We start from the raw sequence: 23334 nt of genomic DNA on the forward strand, positions 1-23334 counted from the left end.
CACCGGAATCGGCCCGGGCACCACCACGATCACGGCCACCTCCGGCAGCATTAACGGGAGCACCACGCTTACCGTTGCGGGTGTTCCTCCTCTTGATCTGATTATGACGAATATTGCCCCCAATGCGTCGACCGCCAATCAAGGCGGGGCGCTGTCGGTGAGCGATACGGTGAGCAATTCAGGGGTGGTTTCAAGCGGGGTTTTTCGGATCGCCTATCATCTTTCGACCGACCCCGTCTACGGGAACGGGGACGATATTGTGATCTCCACGATTCGTGTTGTGACATCGCTCGGCGCGGGGGCCTCGAATACCGCGACGACCAGTCTTGCGATTCCCTCCAATGCGCCGGGCGGCACCTATTATCTATGCGCGAAGGCCGATTCACTGAATCAAGTGAACGAAGGAGGAAATGAAGGGAACAACACGCTATGCAGCGTCGCTACGGTCACGCTGCCGAAGGCGGATCTGGTCGTCAGCGCCCTATCTGCCACGCCGACGACGGTCAAGGCGGGAAGAACCATTACCGTTTCCAATTCGATCAAGAACCAAGGCGGCACGAAAGCCGGCTTGTCCGTCGTGGCGTTTCATCTTTCGGGCGACACGGCTTATGGGGGCGGGGATGACATTGCCTCGACCACGACGCGGACGATTGCCTCGCTGGCGATCAATGCCACGAGCGCCGCATCGACCGTGGTGAGGGTTCCCGCGGCGACGCCTCCGGGGATCTATTATGTGTGTATTCAGGCGGACAAGAATAACACCGTGGCCGAGTCGGATGAAACCAACAACACGCGGTGTACCGCCACGACGATCACGGTGACGCCGTGACCGGAGGATGACTATATATAATGATAAAGGCCGTACCCCGGGCATCCGGCGGGCGGCTTGCGATAAAAATTGAACCGGACTCGGGGCTCGGCCGCTCAGTTTTCCGAACAGGCCCTACGGAGAATTGACCCTGTGGAGGGCTGCGGCCGATGCCCCGTCCGGTTCCATATCCTTGCCGTGCGGAGTCGTCCCGTGCCTGGCGATACAATTGGACTTTGCTCTTGCTTTTTATAAAACAGTGTGATATAAAATAAAAGTCTAAAGTGGGTGCGGTTCCGCCCACTTTTTTCATTTGGCGCGATAGGCGATGGCCCAGGATACTCAAACGATCATCGAGCGAATCCGGGAGGTTGTGGTTCCCATCCTGAGTTCCATGGGTCTGGAACTCGTCGATCTTGAGCTGTCCGGCCACGGGCACCGGGGCCATCTGCGGATTTACATCGACAAGCCCGGCGGCGTGAATGTCGACGACTGCGAGCAGGTGAGCCGCTACGTCGGCCATGCGCTGGACGCGGCCGATCCCATTCCCAACGCCTATCTTCTGGAAGTGTCCTCGCCGGGGCTGGACCGGCCGTTGCGAAAGGCCGAGGACTACCGGCAGTCCGTGGGAAAGCTGGTCCGGCTCAAGCTGACACAGCCGCGGGACGGGGCGTGGGTCGTCATCGGCCGCTTGAAGGGTCTTCTGGATGAACGCGTCGAGGTTCAGCCCGAAGAGGGGGAACCCATCCAGGTCAGCCTGGCGGATATCGCCCAGGCGCGGCTTGAAGTGGAGTGGTGAAGAAAAAGGAAGAAATGCGTACGGAATTACTGATAATAATACAAGCTATCTTAATCATTTTTTGCCGGCGGGTCCTGTCCTTCGGCAGCCCCACCGTGCTCGCCACCCCGCCCGGTGTAGGGACCCCGGCTGCGCTCGGTGGGGCGCCCCGCCTGCGGCCACCCGCTGGGCATCACACTAATATCGTCGTTTGTCGTAATAACGGAGGAAGATTTTCATGAATCGTGAATTATTGGCCGTGATCGAGCAGATCGGCCGGGAAAAGGGCATCGACAGCCAGAAGATCGCGAGCGCCGTCGAGATGGCGGTCCAGACCGCCGCGAAGAAACGCTACGGCGCCAACGAAAACGTCCAGGTGCGGCTCGACCGTCAGACCGGGGAGATCGAGGTAGTCTCGCTCCGGAAGGTCGTCGAGACGGTCGAGAATCCCAAGGCGGAAGTCTCCCTGGAGGAGGCCAAGAACGTGGATGCCGGCGCCGAATTAGGCGACGAGATCGGCCTGTTGCTCGAGACGGGCGACTTCGGCCGCATCGCCGCGCAGACGGCCAAGCAGATCATCTTCCAGCGGGTCCGCGAGGCGGAGTGGGAGGCGGTTTACAAGGAGTACGCCGGACGCCAGGGGGAAATGGTCAACGGCATCGTCCTGGGGCACGAGCGGCGGAATTACATCGTCGAGGTGGGCAAGACCGAGGCGCTGCTGCCGGTCTCGGAGCAGGCCCCGCGCGAAAATTACCGTCGCGGCGACCGGATCCGGGCGCTGCTGCTGGAGGTCAAGAAATCCGCCAAGGGGCCGCAGATCATCCTGTCCCGGACTCATCCGAATTTCGTCTCGGAGCTGTTCAAACTGGAAGTGCCCGAGGTGGCCGAGAAGATCGTCGAGATCAAGGGCATCGTGCGCGAGCCCGGGGACCGGACCAAGATCGCGGTCCATTCCAAGGATCAGGCCGTCGACCCGGTGGGGGCCTGCGTGGGGGTCAAGGGGTCCCGCGTTCAGGCCGTGGTGCGCGAGCTCCGCGGCGAAAAGATCGACATCATCGCGTGGAACGCGGACCCCCGCGTCTTCATCGGGGAGGCGCTGAACCCGGCCGCCGTGGAGAAGGTCGGGACCGACGAGGAGAAGAAGACCGCGCTCGTCGTGGTCTCGGACCACCAGCTCTCCCTGGCGATCGGGAAGAACGGCCAGAATGTCCGCCTGGCGGCCAAGCTGACGGGCTGGAAGATTGACATTATGGGCGAGAGCGAGTATGAAAAGGAGCGGGCCCAGGAGCGCGCCGAGGAGATTGAGGAGGCGATCGCTCAAGAGCACCGGGCGCAGGCCGAGGCCGAGGCCCGGCAGAAGGCGCGGGATGCCGAATGGGCCGCGGCCGCCGGTCTCCCGGCGGCGGGATCCGAGGGCGGGAAAAAAGAAGAAGGGCTGACCGACCTTCCGGGCATCGGAAAAAAATTGTTGGAGGCCTTGACGGCGGGCGGGTTTGATTCGATCGAGAAGATCGCCGCGGCGACGAAGGAACAATTGATGGAGGTTCCGAAGATCGGAGAGAAGACCGCCGAGCGGATTCTCTCCGCGGCCCAGGGGCATCTCCAGGGCCAGGAAAAGAAGGCCGATTCCGCTCCGTCTGCGGGCGAGGCGGAGCAACCCGTGGAGGAGGAGACGGCGAAACCGTCCGAATAACCCGACCGGGCCGCTGCGGCTGCGCGGATCAAACCGGCGGGCACAACCAGGAAAAATATGAAAGTATCCGATCTCTCTAAAAAGATAAAAGTCACGACGAAGGATTTATTGGCCGAGTTGAAAGCCCTCGGCAGCCGGGCCTCCAGCCTCTCCGCGACGGTGGAAGAGTCGGCCGTCAAAAAAATTCTCGAAAAATACAAAAAGGCGGCACCGGCGGCCAAGCCGGCCAAGAAAGGGGCCGAGGCCCCGGTCAAGACCAATGCCCAGAAGCCCGCGGCGGCCGGGAAATCGGCCAAGGCGGCCGCCCCGTCCCAAAAAACGGCGAAGCCGGCGGTCAAAACCGTCAAGCTCAAGAAAGCGGAGCCGGTCCTTCCGCCCGAGCCTGAAAAAAAGACGCGGATCCTCATCAAGAAGAAAGCGGAGCCGGTGGCGGAGCCCGTCGCGGCCGTTTCGGCCCCCCATGCGCCGTCGGCACCGTCGGATCTGCAGGGCGTATCCGCACCCCCGACCGCGGGGGTTCCACCGGCCGAGCCGTCGGTCCAGGCGGCTTCCCTATCCGAAGCGGCCCCTCCGCCCGTCGCGGAAGGAACCCCTCCCGGGGGTCCGGCCACTCCGTCGCCCGCGGGCCCCGCCTCCGTGGCCGCCCCGGTCAAGCACAAGCTCCTCAAGACCGACCTCTTTGAGTTGGCCAAGCAGGAGCTGTCCGATCGCTTGAAGCAACGCGGCAAGAAGGTCCGGAAGGCGAAGAAGGGCCGGGAGAATCCCCTTGAAGAGTATCAGGTCGAACTGAGCAGTTGGCGGGATATCCGTCCGTCGACGCATCGCGAGGACCGGCATAAGAGATCGTCGGCGCCGGCCGGCGTCGTCGAGATCACCAAGCCGCGCAAGAAGATCATCAAGCTCTCCGAGGGGCTTACGGTGAAGGAGTTCGCCGAGTTGATCGGACAGAAATCGACGGAAGTGATCCGCAAGCTCATGGAAATGGGGACGATGGCGGCCATCAATCAGCCGATGGATCTTTCGGCCGGCGTCCTGATCGCCGAAAGCCACGGCTTGAAGGCCGAGGTCGTCCACGGACAGACGGAGGAGGACATGTTGTCGGAAGAGGAAGCCCCGGCGGAGGGCGATCTGCGGCCGCGTCCTCCGGTCGTCACGATCATGGGTCACGTCGACCACGGGAAAACCTCCCTTCTGGATGCGATACGGTCCACCAAGGTCGCGGCCGGCGAGGCGGGCGGGATCACCCAGCACATCGGCGCCTACACCGTCAAGGTGGGGGACCGGACCGTGACCTTCCTCGACACCCCGGGCCACGAGGCCTTCACCGCGATGCGGGCGCGTGGGGCCAAGGTGACCGACATCGTGGTGCTGGTCGTGGCGGCCGACGACGGGGTCATGCCCCAGACGATCGAGGCGATCAACCACGCCCGCGCGGCGAATGTCCCGATCATCGTGGCGATCAACAAGATCGACAAGCCCGAGGCGAATCCGGAGCGGGTGAAAAACGCCCTGGCCGAGCACAACCTTTTGTCGGAGGCCTGGGGCGGACAGTCCATCTTTGTGGAGGTGTCGGCCAAGAAACGGCTGAACCTGGAAAGCCTGCTTGAGATGATCCTGCTCCAGGCGGACGTGCTGGAGCTCAAGGCCGATCCGGGCCGTCTGGCCAAGGGGATCGTCATCGAGGCCAAGATGGACCGGGGGCGCGGGCCGGTGGCCACGGTCCTGGTCCAGTCGGGGACGCTGAACGTGGGGGACGCCTTTGTCACCGGGAGCTTCTACGGGCGCGTCCGGGCCCTGATCAACGATGTCGGGAAGAAGGTCGATTCGGCCGGGCCTTCGCAACCGGTGGAGGTGATCGGCCTGCCGGGCGTGCCGCAGGCCGGGGATTCGTTCGCGGCGGTCCGGGAAGAGCGCGTCGCCCGGGAGATCGCCGCCAACCGCATGCAGAAGGAACGGACGGCCAAGCTCGCGCAGCAGCGCCGCGTCACCCTGGAAGACCTTTACAGCCAGATCAAGGAAGGCACGGTCAAGGAACTGAACCTGATCTTGAAGACGGACGTTCAAGGCTCCGCGGAAGCCTTGTTGGAGTCCTTGAACAAGCTGAGCACGCCGGCCGTGAAGCTCAATGTCATCCACACCGGCGCGGGCGGGATCACCGAGACGGACGTCCTGCTGGCCAGCGCGTCCAACGCGATCGTGATCGGGTTCAATGTGCGGCCGGAATCCAAGGCGGCCGCCCTGGCGGAGCGCGAGAAGGTGGATGTTCGCACCTACGACATCATTTATAATGCGATCGGCGATATCCGGGCGGCGATGGAGGGACTGCTGGAGCCGACCCTCAAGGAGCGGGTGACGGGGCGCTGCGAAGTGCGTCAGGTCTTCAACATCTCGAAAGTGGGGACGATCGCCGGGGCCTACGTCACCGAGGGAATGATCGCGAGGGCCGGCTCGGGCGTCCGTCTTCTGCGCGACAGCGTGGTGGTCTACACGGGCAAACTCTCCTCCCTGAAACGCTTCAAGGACGATGTGCGGGAGGTCCAGGCCGGCTACGAATGCGGGATCGGCATCGAGAATTACAATGATCTCAAGGTAGGGGACGTGATCGAGGCCTTTGTGGTCGATAAAATCGCCGCCAAACTCTGACCTCATCCGCATATCACATGATCGTCGGGGTCTGCACCATCGAGTTGTTTCTTCCGGACAACGGCTCGCTCAAAGACAAACGACAGGTTCTCAAGAGCCTCAAGGACCGTGTGAGACAACGCTTCAACGTCTCGATCGCCGAGGTGGGCGATCAGGATCTCTGGCAAAAGACGGTGATCGGGGTGGCCTGCGTGGGCAACCGGAAGGATTTTGTCAACGAGGTATTGGACAAGGTGATCGGGGCGATCCGCGGGACGCCCCGGGTGGACATCATCAACACCCATTTGGAACTGCTGTGAACCGATGACGGGATGATGGCCGCCATGGTCGAATACAAACGCTCGGAACGGGTCGGGGATCAGATCCGGATGGAGATCGCGGACATCCTGATGACCAAGGTCAAGGACCCCCGCGTCGGATTCGTCACCGTCACGTCGGTGGAGGTGTCGGAGGATCTGCGGAACGCCAAGGTCTTTATCAGCGTCCTGGGCCCGGATGCCGCCCGGAGTTTCCAGGGCCTGGAAAAGGCCCGGTCGTTTATCCGCAGCGAGTTGGGTCGAAGGCTGAAGCTCCGCTTCGTTCCGGAACTGAGTTTTCATGAAGACCATACGGCGGAAGAGGCCGCGAAGATTTTCAAGCTGATGGAAAAGGTGAAAGAGTCCCCTTCATGAAAAGCCGTCCCGCGACCCCTAAAAAGATGTCGGCCCGGACGGCCCAACGGGCCGGTTCGCGAACCCTCTCGGCGGAGAAGGAAAAGCCGGGCGGCGGTCGGCGGATTGATCGATCCGCGATCATCGTCACTCACGGCCCGTTCTGCCTGGATGGAATCACCTCCGCGGTCTGCATCGGACGCTTCTACGGGGAGCCAAGGGCGAGGCCGGTCTTCACCCATCCCTCCGAGGTGGATCGGGTGATCGAAGAGGTGACGCGGAATTCGAAAGAGCCCCAGGACCTGTGGATTGCGGATATAACCTGGAAGAAGCCGAAGACCGAGGCGCTTTTCAAAGACCTCATCCGCCGGGGGTGGAGGGTTTTCTGGATCGACCACCACTCGATCGCGGTCGAGAAAGAAGAACGGGAGATTCAGGCCCTCGGGCTGACCGGCTGGGTCGCCAGCCGTCGGTTCTCGGCCGCCCGGCTATTGTATGACTATCTGATCTCGGCGGAGGATCTTCTGGGTCCGGCCCCCGCGGAGTTGAAGCGCTTCGAACCGGTGGTCCTCCTGGCGGATGATAACGACCGTTGGCTGCACCGGCGCCGGGGCTCCCGCGAACTGGCGTTGACGGTGGCCGCCCTGGGAGGGACGGCCGCCTACCGGGAACTCCTCCGCACCAATGGAGATCTCCGGTATTCCCCCCGGATGGAGGAGGCCTATCGCCGCGCCAGCCGGGAATTGGCCGCCAGCGTCGCCCTGGCGAACCGGACCCGCCTGGAAAGAACCCTGGAAAACGGTGTGAGGATCGTGGCCGTGATTTGCAACGGCTACACCAGCGAGGTGGCCGACAGCCTTCGTCAGAGCGTGGCGCCCGGCGGGGATCGGGAGGAGCCGGCCTCGATATTCCTGTTATATAATCTGGAAGACCACCGGATCAGTCTCCGCAAGACCCCCGCCTGCGAGACCGATCTGGCGCGATTGGCCGGGCAGTTCGGCGGCGGAGGGCATCCGGCCGCGGCCGGTTTCGAGCTGGCGGAATCCCGGGATTATCTCCAGGGCTATCTGATCGACCGGTTGAAGCAGGCGTTATAGGACCCGGGCTGAGGGCCCTGAATTCATAATCAGGGTGACGCATTGTTGAAAAAAATACAGCGCGGAGTTTACCTCCGCGCGGAGACAAGCTCCGCGCTGTGAGAATCGAAATGTGTGATCGTATTTGTAGAATCGGGTGCTGAGGATGGACGGATTCTTGAACGTGAATAAGGAAGCGGGCTGGACCTCCCACGATGTCGTGGCCCGTCTTCGGTCCGTGCTGAAAATCCAGAAAATCGGGCATACCGGCACGCTGGACCCGGCGGCCACCGGCGTCCTCCCGATCTGCCTGGGAAAGGCCACCAAACTGGCCCGGTTTTTGACCGAGACCGACAAGGAATACCGCGCCGTGATGCGCCTCGGAGAGACGACGGACACCCAGGATGCCACCGGGAAGGTGCTTTCCCGCCGCGAGGCGGAAGGCCTGACGGAAGGTCGCGTCCGGGACGCCCTCGTTTCGTTTCACGGGGCGATCCGGCAGATCCCGCCGATGTATTCCGCCGTGAAAGTCGACGGACAGCCGCTGTACAAGGCGGCCCGGGCCGGCCGGGAGGTCGATCGCCCGCCGAGGACCGTCGTCATCCACCGCCTCGAGCTGTTGAAAATGGAAGGCGTCGACGTCACGATGGAGGTGGCCTGCTCCAAGGGCACCTACGTCCGGACCCTGTGCGCCGATATCGGCGAGCGGCTCGGCCCGGGGGCCCACCTCCGCCGGCTTGAACGCACGCGTTCGGGCCCTTTCCGGATCGAGGATGCCCTGACCCTTCCGGCGCTGGAAGCGGACGTGAAGGCGGGCCGGATCCGGGAGCGGATCCTGCCGGCCCACGCGGTCTTGAAGGATTTTCCCAGCATGAGCGTGACGGGCCACGGCGCCCGCTTGCTGATGCACGGCGCCCCGATCGGTCTAAAGGCGGTGGGACGGCTGCCAAAAGAATTCAAGACAGGACAGCCTGTTTTAGTGTATAATGCTTCCGGTGTTTTGATCGCCTTGGCGGAGGCCCTGGTGGGGTGGTCCGAAAACGCCGGGACGGAACGGGACCGCAAGGGAGATCTGTTCAAGCTGGATAAATTGTTGGTGCCGGTCGAGGATCCGTAACGTTTGGAAGAGGAAGGGGTCGCGGGTTACCGATAAGATAAGAAAGGAGACAGGGTCATGCTGGAAAAGGAACAGAAAGTCGAGGTGATCAAGAAGTTTGCGAGCCATCCGAAGGATACCGGTTCGCCGGAGGTCCAGATCGCGTTGCTCAGCAGCCAGATCAATTCGCTCGCGGATCATTTCAAGAGTCACAAGAACGATCATCATTCCCGGCGCGGCCTGCTCCGGATGGTCAGCCAGCGTCGGAAACTGCTGGATTATCTCCAGCGGGAAGACCTGAACCGTTACAAGCAGATCATCGAGAAGCTCGGCATTCGTAAATAGCTCGTCCATCGGAGTGTGACAGCCGATCTTGGGAGAAGGAGATAGGAAGGGATGTGCCTCGGCCGACCGTGGCGCATGCCTCCCTACTTCCTGCCCCCGAGTCGCGGCCCGGAAGGGATTGATCCCGGCGGGCTTTCGTTACGACCAACCGTATGCGAACCGATCACATCGTTAATCACAAAGGGGGTATTCCATGGTTCATCAAGTCGAATTAGACGTCAGGGATAAGATATTGTCCTTGGAATCCGGTCGCATGGCCAAGCTGGCCGACGGCGCGGTGACGGCCCGGTACGGCGATACGGTCGTGCTGGCCACGGCGGTGGCCTCCAAGGTCGTCAAGGCGGGGGTGGATTTTCTTCCGCTCACGGTGGATTTTCAGGAAAAGGCCTACGCGGCCGGGAAAATTCCCGGCGGCTTCTTCAAGCGCGAAGGCCGTCCCGCCGAACGGGAGATCCTGGCCGGCCGCTTGATCGACCGGCCCCTGCGCCCGCTCTTTCCGAAGGGATTTTATTATGACACCCAGGTGACGGCCTCGGTCCTGTCGGCGGATCAGGGAAACGTGACCGATGTGCTCGCGATCACCGCCGCCTCCGCGGCCCTGACCCTTTCGGACATCCCGCTCAAGGACCCGGTCGCGGCCGTCCGGATGGGCCGGATCGAAGGCCGCTTCGTCGTCAATCCGTCCTTTTCCGAGATCGAGTCGAGCGACCTGAATCTGGTGGTGGCCGGCACGACGGAGGCCGTGATGATGGTGGAGGGCGGCGCCAACGAGCTTTCGGAGCAGACGATGATCGACGCCATCTCCCTCGCCCACGCCGAGATCCGGAAAATCATCGAGGCCATTTTGAAGTTGAAGGCGCTGGCCGGAAAGCCGAAACGGGAGCCGGTCCAGAAGACGACGGACCCGGCGCTGTTCGAGACCGTCCAGTCCAAATGTTCGGCCTCCATCGCCGAGGCCGTGCTGATTCCCAACAAGACGGCCCGGCAGGAACGGCTGGACGCCGTCCTGAAAGAGGTCCAGGCCCAGATCAATACGCCGGAGACGGACCGCTCACGGGAGGTCGCCGAGATCTTCCACGAGCTGGAGCGCAACGCCGTCCGGCAGATGATCCTGACCAAGGGCCTTCGCGCCGACGGCCGCGGAAGCTCCGATATCCGGCCGATCACCTGCGAGGTGGGAATCCTGCCCCGCACGCACGGTTCCGCCCTGTTCACGCGGGGGGAGACGCAGAGCCTGGCCGTCGTGACGCTGGGAACGTCCGAGGACGAGCAGCGCATCGACGCCCTCGAGGGCGAATCGACGAAGACCTTCATGCTGCACTACAACTTTCCTCCCTTTTCGGTGGGCGAGGCCCGGCCGATGCGGGGTCCGGGCCGGCGGGAAATCGGACACGGGGCGCTGGCCGAACGCGCCCTGCGGCCGGTGATCCCCGGCCGGGAGGCGTTTCCCTACACCCTCCGGATCGTTTCGGACATCCTGGAGTCGAACGGATCCTCGTCGATGGCGACGGTCTGCGGCGGGACGCTGGCCCTGATGGACGCGGGGGTGCAGATCAAGTCCCCCGTGGCCGGCATCGCCATGGGCCTGATCAAGGAAGGATCGCAGACCGTGATCCTCTCGGACATCCTGGGGCTGGAGGATCATCTGGGCGACATGGACTTCAAGGTGACCGGAACCCGTCAGGGGGTCACGGCCCTGCAGATGGACATGAAAATCCCGGGCATCACCGAGGCGCTTCTCCGCGAGGCGCTGGAGCAGGCCCACGTCGGCCGGCTTCATATCCTGGACCGGATGCTTCAGGCGATCTCGGCGCCGCGACCCGACCTCTCTTCGCTGGCCCCGCGGATCTTCACGATGCACGTGAAGAAGGAGCGGATCGGCGAAGTGATCGGACCGGGCGGCAAGGTCGTCCGGGGCATCGTCGAAAAAACGGGCGTGAAGATCGACATCGAGGATGACGGGACCATTTTCATCGCCTCGGCGGACGCCGAGGCCGCGAAGCTGGCGATGGAGATGATCGGAAAGATCACGGAAGAGGTCGAGGTCGGCAAGATTTACAAGGGCAAGGTGGTGAAGATCATGGACTTCGGCGCCTTTGTCGAGATCCTGCCGGGAACCGACGGCCTGGTCCACATCTCCCAACTCGCGGAGCACCGGGTCAACCGGGTGCAGGACGAGGTCAAGGAGGGGGACGAGATCCTGGTGAAGGTCTTGGAAGTCGACAAGCAGGGAAAGATCCGACTGAGCCGCAAAGAGGTTTTGAGAGCCGGGGCCGAAGGCCAAAAAGGATAAACCCCCGTGCGACGCGAGCCCCTTCAATAAATGCCCGGCCGGCAGTTTCACAAAGAGGTCCTGGACAACGGGATCCGCGTCGTCATGGAAGAGATCCCCTCGGTGAAATCGGCCTCGGTGGGGATCTGGGTCGAGGTCGGCTCCCGCGACGAGACGGAGGCGCAGGCCGGTCTGGCCCACGTCGTCGAGCACATGTTCTTCAAAGGCACGGTTCGCCGCTCGGCCCGGGAAATCGCCCAGGAGATGGACGGCCTGGGCGGCGAGCTCAACGCCTTCACGTCGCGGGAGAGCACCGCGTTTTACGCCCACGTGATCGACGAGCACCTTCCCCGGGCGGTGGATCTTCTCGCGGATCTGTTCCGCCACTCCGTCTTCCCATCCGTCGAGATCGAACGGGAAAAGCGGGTCGTCCTGGAAGAAATCAAGATGGTCGAGGACGATCCCGAGGACCTGATCTACGATCTGCATACCGAAAACGTCTGGAGCGGAAACCCGATCGGCCGGCCGATCCTCGGCGACGTCAAGGTCATTCGATCCGTCACCCGTCGGCAGATCCGGAACTTCCTGGACCGGAATTACCGTCCGGAACGGACGGTCATCTCGGCGGCCGGGCGCTTCAACCGGCCCGCCCTGTTTAAGCAGCTGAATCGGCTGTTCCGGACTTTCGGTCCATCCTCCAAAATTTCAAACCTCGGACTTGAGAAGACCCTACCCCGCCGGGCGCCTTCGGCCGTCGGCCGACTCCTCGTCCGGCCGAAAAAACTCGAGCAGGCGCATCTGTGTCTGGGGGTCCCGGGGCTTCCGATCGCCCATGGAGACCGCTACGGAATCTACGCCCTGAGCGTCCTCCTGGGCGGGGGAATGAGCTCGCGGCTGTTTCAGGAGATCCGGGAGAAGCGGGGACTGGTCTATTCGATTTATTCCCACCACGCCGGATTTCAGGACGCGGGGATGTTGACGGTCTACGCGGCGTCCAGCCCGAAGGCCGTCCGGGAGGTGGTTCGACTGACGATCCGGGAGCTTCGAAAGCTCCGGGACCGGGGTGTGCAGCGGGGCGAGCTTCGGCGCGCCGTCAATCAGATGAAGGGCGGCATCCTGCTCAGCCTGGAAAGCACGAACAGCCGGATGAGCCGCCTGGCCAAGGACGAAATTTACTTTGGAAGGTACTTTTCGCTGGATGAGACGCTGCGCGAGATCAACCGGGTTTCACGACGGCAGGTCCGGCGCTTGAGCGATCAACTGCTCGATCCCCGGAAACTTTCCCTGACGGTCCTGGGCCCCGTGTCCGCCGGCGGCCGGACTTTCGAGGCCCTGCTCGCCGAGTAGATTCCCTACGCCTGTCTCAAGCGATGCGGGGGCGGCCGGTCGGAGGTTTTGGCCTTCCGACGGGATACGCATACGGTATTTCGGCCGGCGCGCTTGGCCTCATACAGCGCCTTGTCGGCCTCCGCGATGAGATCGAAGGCCGTTGCCGCGCTCTCCGGGTAGGAGGCCGCGCCGACGCTGACGGTCAGTTTCTTGTTAGGCTGCTTGTGCCCGTTTTCGAATTTGTGAGAGGCGATCCGTTTCCGGAGGCGTTCGGAAAGGACGAAGGCCCGGCGGCGTTTTGTTTCGGGCATGATGATCGCAAACTCCTCCCCGCCGTAACGGGCGACGATGTCCACCTCCCGGCTGGTCTCTTTGAGGATCCGGCCCACTTCCTTCAGCACCTCATTGCCCTTCAGGTGACCGTTGGTGTCGTTGTAGTGTTTGAAATAATCGATGTCGATCATCATGAGGGAGAGCGACCGTCCGTAGCGATCGGCCCGGTTGGTTTCGATGTTCAGCTGCTGGCGGAAATGGCGGTGGTTGTAAAGCCCGGTCAATTCATCCGTGATGGCCAGCTGGCGGGTGGACTCCAGCAGCTTCGTCTTTTCGATCGCCATCGCGGCGAAAGTGGACAGGAGCGACAGGAGCGAGATCTCGCGGGTGGTGTACTGGCGCGGTTTGAAGTCGTCGACGTAGAGAATCCCCACGATCCGCCCCTCGGTTTTAAGCGGCGAGGCGATGAGGGAGCGGATGCCTTCCCGCACCATGATGGGGTTGTCGAACCTCGGGTGCCGCCGGATGTCCTGGACCGCCAGCGGCTGGTCCTGATTCAAGATGTGGCTGGTCAGCCCGCCCTGGCGGACCTTCCATCGCGTCTTGTTCGAGAACCGCCTCGTGACCCCTTTGACGGCGGCGAGGGACATCTCGCCCCGTTTCTCCTCGAAAATGGTGAGGCTTCCGGCCGGCGTGTTCGTCAGGCTGGTGGCGTAATCCACGATCGTTTGATAAAGCTTCTCCGGGTTTTCGCTGGCCGTGAGCTTCAGGCCGAGATCGTAGAGGGACTGATACTCGATCAGCAGGCGTTCGATCTCCTCCCGGCTCTTGATCCGGGCCTCCACCATTCGCCACATCAAGCGGGCGCTGTACCCCCCGATGATCTCGGCGCCGGGAACGAGGCTCGCGATGTCCCGTCCGATCGCGGGGTTCTTGGTCACGTCCATGACGATGTCGACGGGATGGGGCTTCAGCAATTTCCGGTAATCGGCGGTATGCCGGATCCTCAGGCGTTTGGCGAGAAGGATCCCCGGGGCCTTCCGGTTGAGGTCGGCGATGCCGACGATCCGGACGGTGGGATCGTTGAACAGGAGCTCGACGAGCGCCCGGCCTCCCCGGCCTCCGCCGATGATGGCGATGTTGACCCGGTTGTTCGCGGACGGGGCCTTTTCCCCTCCGGCCTTGGCGACCTTATTCAAGGGGGCCCTCGGCTTTCTTTTTCAGCTCGTGCAGCAGGGTGAGCGCCTCCAGCGGCGTGAGACGGTCCGGTTCCGTTTTCCGGAGCTCCCGCAAAATTTCGCCCCCGACGGGGTGGGCCGCCGGGTTAAAGAGGTTGAACTGATCGCCCCCCGGGACCTCGGCCCCCGCGCCGGGGAGGTCCGACGGCCGCTTCAAATGCGAGGCCAGGCGGGGCTGCCCGAGCTCGTTCAACTCGCCGTTTTCCAGGTTGGCCAGGATTTCCATCGCGCGTTGAATCACGTCCCGGGGCAGACCGGCCAAGCGGGCCACCTGGATCCCGTAACTGCGATCGGTGCCCCCGGCCACGATCTTCCGCAGGAAGATGATCTCGTCGTTCCATTCGCGGACGGCGATATTGTAATTCTTTATCCCGGAAAAAGTCAAAGCCAGCTCGGTGAGCTGATGGTAATGCGTGGCGAACAGCGTCCGCGCGCCCGATCGGGCCGGGTGGTGAAGGTATTCCGCCACCGCCCAGGCGATGCTGAGGCCGTCGAAGGTGCTGGTTCCCCGCCCGATCTCGTCCAGCAGGATCAGGCTGCGGGCGGTCGCCTCGTGAAGGATGGCGGCCGTTTCGGTCATCTCGACCATGAAGGTGCTCTGCCCCCCCATCAGGTCGTCCGAGGCGCCGATCCGGGTGAAGATCCGGTCGACCCGTCCGATCCGGGCCTCCCCCGCAGGCACGAAGGAGCCCGTCTGGGCGAGGATCACGATCAGGGCCACCTGCCGCATATAGGTGGACTTGCCCGCCATGTTGGGACCGGTGATGACCAGCAGACGGTTGTCCCGCCCGTCGATGATCGCGTCGTTCGGGATGAAGCGGGACCCCCTCGGCAACATCCGCTCCAGCATCGGATGCCGTCCGTCGATGATCCGGATCTCGTCGCCTTCATCCACCTCCGGCCTGACGTAATTTTCCGTGGCCGCGACCTCGGCCAGCGCGGACAGCACATCCAACAGGCCCACCGATCGGGCCATGGCCTGGACCCGGGCCGCGGCCGCCGCCGTCTCCGTCCGGAGCCGCTCGAAGATCTCGAATTCAAGCACCCGGCTCCGTTCCTCCGCCCCGAGCACCTTGGTCTCCAGATCCTTGAGCTCGGGCGTGATGTATCGTTCGGCGTTGACCAGGGTCTGCTTTCGGTGATAATCCGGCGGCACGCGCGAGAGATGCGTCTTCGTCACCTCGATATAGAAGCCGAACACCTGGTTGTAACGGACCTTGAGCGACTCGATTCCGGTCCGTTCCCGCTCCTTCGTCTCCAGCGCCGAGATCCAGCGTTTTCCGTCGCGGGCGATCCCGTTCAGTTCATCCAGGGCCGGATCGACGCCGTCCCGGATCAATCCGCCGTCGTGAAGCCCCGGCGGCGGTGCGTCGACCAGCGTCTGCCCGATGCGGGAATGGATGTCGGTCAGATCGTCCCACTCCGCGCGGATCGTTTCCAGAATGGACCGGGGGCCCGGCTCCGGGGCGGAGGAGCCCGCCTCCGCCAGGCCCTTGTAAACGGCGGGAAGCCGCTCGATCGAGTTTTTAAGCTGGACCAGATCGCGGGCCAGCGCGGTGCCGAGCGAGACCCGCCCGATGATCCGTTCCAGGTCGCCCACGTCCTTCAAATGCGAGCGAAGGCGATCTCGCCGCGTCGTCTCGACCCGGAACGTTTCGATCGCGGCCTGCCGCGCCCGGATCTCCCCGAGGTCCAGGAGCGGCCGGAGCAGCCAGTTCCGGAGCCGGCGCGCCCCCATCGGGGTGAGGGTCCGGTCCAGCGCCCAGAGCAGCGAGCCTTCCGGCCGGCCGTCGACCAGACGCCGGGTCAGCTCCAGATTCCGCTGCGCGGTCGAGTCCAGGACGAGGTGGTCCGCCTTCCGGTATCGTTTCAAGGGGTGGAGGTGTCCCAGGGCCGTGAGCTGGGTTTCCTGAAGGTAGCGCAGCAGCGCGCCGGCGGCCGCGACGGCGATCGGGATTTCCTCGCAGCCGAACCCCGCCAGAGACTGGAGACGGAAATGGTCCAGAAGGGCCCGACGCGCCCGGCCGGGCTCGAAGGCCCCATCCGCAAACCCGCAGAGCCGCGGGGTCGTCGCCGGGGCCGGGGTCCGTCGGCCGAGCGAAGTCTCAAACCGGGGCCGGTCGGACTCGGAGACCAGGATCTCTTTGGGCTCCAGGCGGGCCAGCTCGGAAAAAAGCTCTTCTTCCGCGCCCGGGCCGTCGAACTGGGTCAGATTGAACTCCCCGGTCGACAGGTCGACGAAGGCGAGTCCCGCCGCGGCGGGCAGGCCGCTTCCCGCCTTGGAAAGGGACACGGAGGCCAGGTAGTTGTTCTCGTTGGAGGCGAGGAGCTCCGGCTCGATCAGGGTCCCCGGCGTGATGACCCGCACCACCTCGCGACGGACCAGCCCCTTGGCCTGACGGGGATCCTCCACCTGGTCGCAGACCGCCACGCTCCTTCCGGCCCGGATCAATTTGGCGATATAGGTCGAGGCGGCGTGGTAGGGAATGCCGCAGAGGGGGACCGAGTCCTCCTTCGATTTGTCGCGGGAGGTGAGCGCGATCTCCAGGATTTTCGACGCGGCGACCGCGTCCTCGAAAAACATCTCGTAGAAATCGCCCACGCGGAAAAACAGGATCGCGTCGGGATATCGCGCCTTGGTCTCGCGGTACTGCTTCATGAGGGGGCTGAGGTCGGACATGGTGTTCAGGCCTGCTCGTCTACGTCTCTTCTCCCTCGCCCGCAGCCTCCCGGTCACCGGGGCTTGCATCGGGGGCCGTGGGGCGGTAGCGCCCCATCTCTACCTCGATGCGCTCCAGGGCCTTGCGTTGGCGGCGAAGCTCCAGGCGCATCCGGATCCATTCCGGAAAAATCAGGACGCCGGTCAGGAGCATTCCGACGATGAAGGCGCCGGAGACCAGCTGGTAAACCGGGATCGGCGCCGTCGAATACCCGATGAAATACCGGATCTGAACCGTCTGCTCGGTGTTCTCGATCATGAAGGCGAAGGCCCCCACCAGAATCAGGATGAAGATCAGGAGGCGGATCATCCCTTCACCTTGGCCTTTCGTCGCCCGGGTGGAAACAGGGGGCGCAGCTTGTCGTAGCTGGATTCCAGGTGCTCGGGAATGACCCGGGTGTCGTTCAGCACCGGCATGAAGTTGGTGTCGCCGTTCCACCGGGGCACGATATGGAGATGGACGTGCGCTTCGATTCCGGCCCCGGCCTCGCGGCCCTGGTTCACCCCGAGATTGAAGGCGTCCGGCCTGAAAACCCGCCGCAGCGCCTTGAGCGACTCCTGCGCGCCCCGCATCAGGTCCGTGAGCGTCGCCGGATCGAGGTCCTCGATCGAGCCGACGTGGCGGTAGGGCGTGACGAGGAGATGCCCGTTGCTGTAGGGATAGAGGTTCATCATGACGAAGGAATGCCGCCGGCGGTGCAGGATCAGGTTGGAACGGTCGTCGTTTTGGCGGACCTTCGAGCAAAAGATGCATCCCTTGGGTTGGGTCTCTTTAAGATAGGGCATGCGCCAGGGCGCCCACAGTTGCTTCATTGGGCCTCCGAATTGAATCTTTTCTCGGACGGGTCCTGTCCTGCGGCAGCCCCATCCGTCCTTACTTTTGGGTTACTCCGTGCGCCGTTAAACCTCACTGGAGATCCCCTGGCTGTGTCGTTGCGGGCGGATGGGGCGCCCCGCCTCCGGCCACCCGTCCGGCCAGGTTAAGTTCTCGCATGATCATTTGCATGTCCTCCCAGACCCGCTTTTTGTCTTCCGGATTCCGCAGCAGGTAGGCCGGGTGAAAGGTCGGCATCACCTTGATCCCCGCCGCCGCGCCGTCGGAAAACGACGGGGGCAGCGCATGAAACCGTCCGCGAAGCTGCGAGATTTTCTGCCCGGTGGCCAGGAGGGTCTGGGCCGCGAAGTTGCCCAGCGCGCAGATCACCTTCGGCCGGATGGTCTCGATCTGCCGTCGAAGAAACGGGGAGCAGGTCTCGATCTCGTCCGGCTCCGGGTTGCGGTTTTTGGGCGGGCGGCATTTGATGATGTTCGCGATGTAGACCTCCTCGCGCGGGAGCCCCATCGCCCGGATGATGCGGGTGAGGAGCTGCCCGGCCTTTCCCACGAAGGGTTCTCCCTGCCGGTCTTCATCCTCGCCGGGGGCCTCGCCCACGAACATCAGCTCGGCCTCGGGATTTCCGCTTCCGAAGACGAGTTGCCTCCGGCCCGTGTGCAGCTTGCACCGCGTGCAGTCGCCGATTTCGGCGCGAAGGGCGGAAAGGAGGGAGGTCTTTGAATGGATTGTGGGTTGGACGGCTGTCGGTAGGGGCGACGCATGCGTCGCCCCTACATCATTCCGGCCGATTTCTGGCGCATTTTTTTGTAGGGGCGTACGGCCGTACGCCCCTACGGAAACCGCGTCCGGCAGTTTCACATTTACCCCTTCCAAGCCCCATTCCCGGTACATCTGGATATACGCGCGAAAATTATCCAGGAGAATTTTCACGGATTCTTTTTCTGGATTCATTTTGCTTTCATCCATTCTAGGGGCTCGCGTCGCCCCCTCCGGAGGCTAAGCCTCCAGAGCCTCCCCCTCTCGCTCGCCTTGCTCGCTGGGTAAATGCCGAAAGCAGGGCTTGATAGCGTTCCCCGGTCGCCTCGAACTCGATCCGCCGGGTCGTTTCATCCTGTTGGGTCAGACGGATCGTCAGGCGCTCGGCCGGAAGCGCCCCGCCGGCCTTGTCGGCCCACTCGATCGCCACGACCCATGGACCGTCCAGATATTCAAACAGGCCCAGGTCGAACAGGTCCGCTTCCCGTTCGATCCGGAAGAGATCCACGTGAGCCAAGGGATGGCGCCCCCGGAACTCATGGAGGTACACGAAGGTCGGGCTGGTGACCGTCGGATCCGTAACCCCCAGGCCCCGGGCCATTCCCTGGATGAGGTGCGTTTTTCCGGCTCCGAGATTTCCCTCCAGGGCGATCATTTCGCCCCCGGTCAAGCGCCGCCCGAGGGCCTCGCCGCAGGACCGGGTCTCCTCCGGCGATCGGCTGATCCAGACCGGCCTGATCCTTCCGGCGTTCTTGGATGGGAGATCGCGGCGCTTCTTTGTCTTGTCCGCCGATTTATTCATGCGGGTCCCATCGCCTTCGTGATTGCGGCCGGAATCCGCCGGATGAGGTCTCCCGCGATGAAACCGACTTCGCCGACCTCGGCCCCGGCCAGATCCCCGGCCAACCCGTGCAGGTATACCCCGAAACGGGCGGCCTGGTCGGGTGGATGACCCTGCGCGATCAGGCCGGCGATCATCCCGGTCAATACGTCCCCGGTTCCCGCCGTCGCCATTCCGGGATTGCCTGTCGAATTGACGGTCAGGACCCCGCTTCGATCGGCGATGATCGTTCCCGCCCCTTTCAAGACCAGCGTCACGGGATGGCGTTGCACAAAATCGGCCGCCACGCCGAGGCGGTCGGCCTGAACGGCATGGGTGCTGGTCCCGGTCAGTCGGGCCATCTCGCCGGGGTGCGGCGTCAGGACCAGGGGGGCCCGGGCCTGTTTCAGCAATTCCAGATGGCCGACCAAGACGTTCAGGCCGTCGGCGTCGATCACCATCGGGATCGTGAGTTGCGCGATCAGGCCGTGGACCACCAGCGCCGTCTCGGGATGCGTGGAGAGTCCCGGCCCGACGGCCGCTACCGACTTATCCTGGGCGAATTTTAACAGCGGCTCGAGCGCGCCCTTTCCAAGCGACCGGTCGGGGGTCTGCGGAAGCGGAAGCGTCATGATTTCGAGCGGGCGGTCCGGCAACGTTCCCTCCAACCCGGACGGGAGCGCGAGCGTCACCAGTCCGGCCCCGACCCGGAGCGCGGAAAGGCTGGTCATCGCGGCCGCGCCGCCTTTGCCGACCGAGCCCGCGACCACGAGGACGTGGCCGAAGGTCCCTTTGTGCGCGCTCAGGGGCCGTCGGGCGAGCCCCTCGGAAACCTCGGCCGGGGTCATCCACTGGACCGAGACGGGGAGTTGACGGACGAGCGCCGGCGGGATGCCGATGTCCGCGACTCGCAGCCGACCGGCGTGGTCGGATCCGGGGGGGAGCAGCAGGCCGCGTTTCGGAAGCGCGAAGGTCACCGTGACCGAGGCCTTCACGGCGATCCCCATCACCCGGCCGGTGTCGGTGTGGATCCCGGACGGGAGGTCCACCGCGACGACCGGTTTTCCCGACGCGTTGATCGCCTCGATCATCCGAGCGGCCAGACCCGTTACCGGCGCTGAGAGCCCCGTTCCGAACAGCGCGTCCACGATGAGATCGCTTTGCGACAGCGCTTGATTCAGGTCGCCGAGCGTTTCCTCCTTCATTACGAGGGCCCGGCCCGAAATTTTCTGATACCGTTCGAGATTGGCCCGTGTTTCGCCGGTCAATTGCTCCGGCGGGGCCAGCAGAAAGACCTGGACGCGGGCCGAGCGCTCCCGGAGATGCCGGGCGACGACCAACCCGTCGCCGCCGTTGTTTCCTTTGCCGGCCGCGACGGCGACGGTCTTTCCGCTCACGGGACCCCACGCGGCCTCGATTTCCTCCACGACCCGAAGCCCGGCGTTTTCCATCAGGACGCTCGCGGGGACATGGAACTCCTCGATCGTCCGGCGATCCAATAATTTCATTTCTTGGGCAGTGACGACATGCATCTTATTTGTAGGGGCTCACGTCGCCCCCTCCACCGGCCGAGCCGGATGGAGCCTCCCCCTCTCGCCCGCGTTGCTCGCTGGATAAAGTCCTGCGACGCCTATTAGGCGGTCGCTTGGTGCTGGGCCCAAACGGCGACTCGGCTTACGTTTGGGGTAACCCGGCTTGGCGAAGGACGCGGCCAAGTCTGTATGGCAAATTTTGGGTGTTTCACCTTCGCAAAATTTAGCGGCCGAGCCTTAGCCGGGTCAAACGGAAGCCGCCGGAGCCGCGGGGCACAGCCCCATGCGACCGTTTCCTAGGAATCTTCTCCGATCAGGACCACCTGGGCGATGGAGTAGTCGGTGTCGTGGCTGATGCTGACCTGGATCGCCTTGACCCCGCGCTCGTCCGCCAGCTTCTTGACATGACCGGTCACCTCCACGCGCGGCCGGCCCGTCCCGGAGGTTTTGACGGAGCCCTCGGGTCCGTCGGGGGATTCGTTGACGACGCCGATCTCCGTCCACCGGATGCCGCCGCTCCAGCCGGTTCCGAGGGCCTTCATCACGGCTTCCTTCACCGCGAAGCGCCCGGCCAGATGGAGATAGGGGACCTTGTGCGCGAAGGCGTATTCCTGTTCGAGGGGGGTGAAGATTCGATTCAAGAACCGCTTATCCCATTTTTGGACGGCGTCCCTGATGCGGGCGCTCTTCACGAGATCTATACCGATGCCGATGATAATGGGAATCAGCCTTTGTTCAGCACGTCCTTCATTTCCCGCACGGCCTGTTGAAGTCCGACCAGCACGGCCCGCGAGATGATGCTGTGGCCGATGTTGTACTCGACGATTTCATGGATCGGAAGCAGGCGTTTGATGTTCCGGTAGTCGAGGCCGTGGCCGGCATTGACGCCCATTCCCAGCTTGTAAGCCATCTTGGCGGTCTGCTCGATCGCCTCGAATCGGGCGTCCTGTTCCTTTTGCAGCCGGGCATTCACGTAACGACCGGTATGGATTTCGATGTAATCCGCGCCGATCTTATGCGAGGCTTTGACCTGATCCATGTCCGGTTCGATGAAGAGGCTCACCCCGATGCCGGCGTCGTGCAGCAGGGTGACCGTGCCGCGGAGCGATTCACGGAGGCCGGCCACGTCGAGGCCCCCTTCGGTCGTGAGCTCTTCCCGCCGCTCCGGAACGAAGGTGACCATGTGGGGTTTGACGTCCAGCGCGACCTTGACGATCTCCTCCACCGGGGCCATCTCCAGGTCCAGCTTCGTTTGGACCGTTTCACGCAGGAGGTGCAGGTCGCGGTCCTTGATGTGGCGGCGGTCTTCGCGAAGATGGACCACGATGCCGTCCGCGCCGGCCAGCTCCACCAGCACGGCGGCCGCGATCGGGTCCGGTTCGCTTCCGCCCCGCGCCTGGCGCAAGGTGGCCACGTGATCGATGTTTACGCCTAATCGTGCCATGATTTACCTCGCAAACGGCCTCATTATCGCAGAAACCTCCGGAACTTGGCAAGGTCTTTTTGGGGATGGAATCGTTTGACAATCGCAGGGAAACTCCTTATAGTTCTGAGAGATCCCCGATACGTTTCGATTCCGACCGCGAGGGCGAATGGACCGCTTCCTCTCTGGAAAAAAAAAGGCCCCATCCCATGACACGCACCGAAAGCGGAGTGTCGGTTGAACGATGGGAAGACGCCGCGGGCCGAACCGCCTTGCCTGGCTTTTGACCCTCCCGCTCCTCGTCGTTGTTTGGGTCCCGCCGGCGGCGGCGGAGGAGATCAACGTTGTTGTGGGACTCAAGGAGCAGTTCGTTTCGCTGCGGCGGACTTTAAAACTCGAGTCCCAAACTTCCCTGGGGTTAAAAACCAATCATGTCGATGCCCCGCGATCCAACGGGGCCTGGATGCCCGCGGCGGCCTTGAACGTTTCGTTCGGACATTGGTTTGCCGGTGCGCAGGTATCGGCCGTGAGCCTCGACGTCGCGGAGCAGCCCTCTTCTTTTTCAGACCCTTTGTTCTCTCAAACTTCAAAGGTGGACATGAACGAACTGAACCTCGCCATCGGATATACGATCCTGACGGGGGTGAGCCCCTATATCGGTTATATGCGGAACCAGCAAACGACCGATTTGAATTGCGCCGGGTGCACGAAAACGGATGTGCTGGGCCAGGTCGGTCCCGGACTTCTTCTGGGCTACCCTTTGGCGAGCCAGCGTTGGGCCGCGTACCTGAATCTGGCCCTGATCCAGGGGTTCATGATCGAGGGGGGATTGAGCTATGCCGGCATCCGCTGGCCCTTGGTGGGAGGGGTGGGATTCGCCTACCACCGGATCAATTATCCCTCGGGTAAAGTTTCCTGCGGTCAAACCGGGTTTTCTTGTTTTCGGGATTATGATGTCATCGCCGGTCCAATTTTGTCGCTTCAATACGTGTTCTGATGTGTTAAACTGTAAGGGACATTTTATCGGATCAACGGTATCCATAAGGAG

21 protein-coding genes are annotated in these 23334 nt (G+C 63.2%); 12 read left to right on the forward strand and 9 right to left on the reverse strand.

The features are described 5' to 3' along the window. The 11 genes from VMN77_03750 to VMN77_03800 form a co-directional block, all read left to right on the forward strand. Nucleotides 1–829: CARDB domain-containing protein (locus tag VMN77_03750; GenBank protein HTN42891.1), on the forward strand; the 829-nt coding region annotated here is incomplete at its 5' end. A 307-nt stretch (nucleotides 830–1136) separates the two neighbouring features. Further along, nucleotides 1137–1607: a ribosome maturation factor RimP gene (gene rimP / locus VMN77_03755; GenBank protein HTN42892.1), complete on the forward strand. Its 471-nt coding sequence runs from the start codon at nucleotides 1137–1139 to the stop codon at nucleotides 1605–1607. Nucleotides 1608–1824: 217 nt separating this feature from the next. Continuing rightward, entirely contained in the window at nucleotides 1825–3279 is a 1455-nt protein-coding gene (gene nusA, locus VMN77_03760) for a transcription termination factor NusA (protein HTN42893.1), read from the forward strand. Between the two features lie 57 nt (nucleotides 3280–3336). Continuing rightward, nucleotides 3337–5922: a translation initiation factor IF-2 gene (gene infB, locus VMN77_03765; GenBank protein HTN42894.1), complete on the forward strand. Its 2586-nt coding sequence runs from the start codon at nucleotides 3337–3339 to the stop codon at nucleotides 5920–5922. Between the two features lie 17 nt (nucleotides 5923–5939). Further along, nucleotides 5940–6221 carry a DUF503 domain-containing protein gene (locus VMN77_03770; GenBank protein ID HTN42895.1) on the forward strand — a complete coding sequence of 94 codons (282 nt, stop codon included), beginning with the start codon at nucleotides 5940–5942 and terminating at the stop codon, nucleotides 6219–6221. 12 nt (nucleotides 6222–6233) lie between these two features. Further along, the gene (rbfA, locus tag VMN77_03775) at nucleotides 6234–6593 is read left to right on the forward strand and encodes a 30S ribosome-binding factor RbfA (GenBank protein ID HTN42896.1); all 360 of its coding nucleotides are present in this window, start codon (nucleotides 6234–6236) and stop codon (nucleotides 6591–6593) included. Then, entirely contained in the window at nucleotides 6590–7669 is a 1080-nt protein-coding gene (locus VMN77_03780) for a hypothetical protein (protein HTN42897.1), read from the forward strand. The genes rbfA and VMN77_03780 overlap by 4 nt, the downstream gene beginning before the upstream one ends. A 145-nt stretch (nucleotides 7670–7814) precedes the next feature. After that, nucleotides 7815–8765 (forward strand): tRNA pseudouridine(55) synthase TruB, encoded by a 951-nt coding sequence (gene truB / locus VMN77_03785; GenBank protein ID HTN42898.1) that lies wholly within the window; start codon nucleotides 7815–7817, stop codon nucleotides 8763–8765. Nucleotides 8766–8822: 57 nt separating this feature from the next. Beyond that, nucleotides 8823–9089 (forward strand): 30S ribosomal protein S15, encoded by a 267-nt coding sequence (rpsO, locus tag VMN77_03790; GenBank protein HTN42899.1) that lies wholly within the window; start codon nucleotides 8823–8825, stop codon nucleotides 9087–9089. A 193-nt stretch (nucleotides 9090–9282) separates the two neighbouring features. After that, the gene (gene pnp, locus VMN77_03795) at nucleotides 9283–11382 is read left to right on the forward strand and encodes a polyribonucleotide nucleotidyltransferase (GenBank protein HTN42900.1); all 2100 of its coding nucleotides are present in this window, start codon (nucleotides 9283–9285) and stop codon (nucleotides 11380–11382) included. 30 nt (nucleotides 11383–11412) lie between these two features. Then, a complete protein-coding gene (locus VMN77_03800) occupies nucleotides 11413–12708 on the forward strand; it encodes a pitrilysin family protein (GenBank protein ID HTN42901.1) in 1296 nt (431 codons plus the stop codon). A gap of 5 nt (nucleotides 12709–12713) precedes the next feature. On the opposite strand, the gene VMN77_03805 is transcribed toward VMN77_03800, so the two are convergent. From VMN77_03805 to VMN77_03845, 9 genes are all read right to left on the reverse strand, one after another. Beyond that, nucleotides 12714–14162: a sensor domain-containing diguanylate cyclase gene (locus VMN77_03805; protein HTN42902.1), complete on the reverse strand. Its 1449-nt coding sequence runs from the start codon at nucleotides 14160–14162 to the stop codon at nucleotides 12714–12716. Beyond that, nucleotides 14155–16881, reverse strand: coding sequence for a DNA mismatch repair protein MutS (mutS, locus tag VMN77_03810; GenBank protein ID HTN42903.1), 2727 nt, complete (start codon nucleotides 16879–16881; stop codon nucleotides 14155–14157). Before mutS ends, VMN77_03805 begins: the two co-directional genes overlap by 8 nt. 19 nt (nucleotides 16882–16900) lie before the next feature. Next, nucleotides 16901–17230, reverse strand: coding sequence for a LapA family protein (locus VMN77_03815; GenBank protein HTN42904.1), 330 nt, complete (start codon nucleotides 17228–17230; stop codon nucleotides 16901–16903). Continuing rightward, nucleotides 17227–17733 carry an HIT domain-containing protein gene (locus tag VMN77_03820; protein ID HTN42905.1) on the reverse strand — a complete coding sequence of 169 codons (507 nt, stop codon included), beginning with the start codon at nucleotides 17731–17733 and terminating at the stop codon, nucleotides 17227–17229. Before VMN77_03820 ends, VMN77_03815 begins: the two co-directional genes overlap by 4 nt. A 94-nt stretch (nucleotides 17734–17827) precedes the next feature. Continuing rightward, on the reverse strand, nucleotides 17828–18706 hold the full coding sequence (locus tag VMN77_03825; GenBank protein ID HTN42906.1) for a uracil-DNA glycosylase: 879 nt from the start codon (nucleotides 18704–18706) through the stop codon (nucleotides 17828–17830). A gap of 16 nt (nucleotides 18707–18722) precedes the next feature. Next, a complete protein-coding gene (gene tsaE, locus VMN77_03830; protein HTN42907.1) occupies nucleotides 18723–19313 on the reverse strand; it encodes a tRNA (adenosine(37)-N6)-threonylcarbamoyltransferase complex ATPase subunit type 1 TsaE in 591 nt (196 codons plus the stop codon). After that, a complete protein-coding gene (locus VMN77_03835; protein HTN42908.1) occupies nucleotides 19310–20863 on the reverse strand; it encodes an NAD(P)H-hydrate dehydratase in 1554 nt (517 codons plus the stop codon). Before VMN77_03835 ends, tsaE begins: the two co-directional genes overlap by 4 nt. Nucleotides 20864–21159: 296 nt before the next feature. Next, nucleotides 21160–21591 (reverse strand): holo-ACP synthase, encoded by a 432-nt coding sequence (gene acpS, locus VMN77_03840; protein HTN42909.1) that lies wholly within the window; start codon nucleotides 21589–21591, stop codon nucleotides 21160–21162. After that, nucleotides 21588–22307 carry a pyridoxine 5'-phosphate synthase gene (locus tag VMN77_03845; GenBank protein HTN42910.1) on the reverse strand — a complete coding sequence of 240 codons (720 nt, stop codon included), beginning with the start codon at nucleotides 22305–22307 and terminating at the stop codon, nucleotides 21588–21590. The genes acpS and VMN77_03845 overlap by 4 nt, the downstream gene beginning before the upstream one ends. Before the next feature lie 223 nt (nucleotides 22308–22530). On the opposite strand from VMN77_03845, the gene VMN77_03850 reads away from it, so the two are divergent. Continuing rightward, a complete protein-coding gene (locus VMN77_03850) occupies nucleotides 22531–23283 on the forward strand; it encodes a hypothetical protein (GenBank protein HTN42911.1) in 753 nt (250 codons plus the stop codon). The last annotated feature ends 51 nt before the right edge of the window (nucleotides 23284–23334 follow it).

Source organism: Nitrospiria bacterium (genome assembly GCA_035498035.1).
Classification (GTDB): Bacteria; Nitrospirota; Nitrospiria; order JACQBZ01; family JACQBZ01; genus JACQBZ01.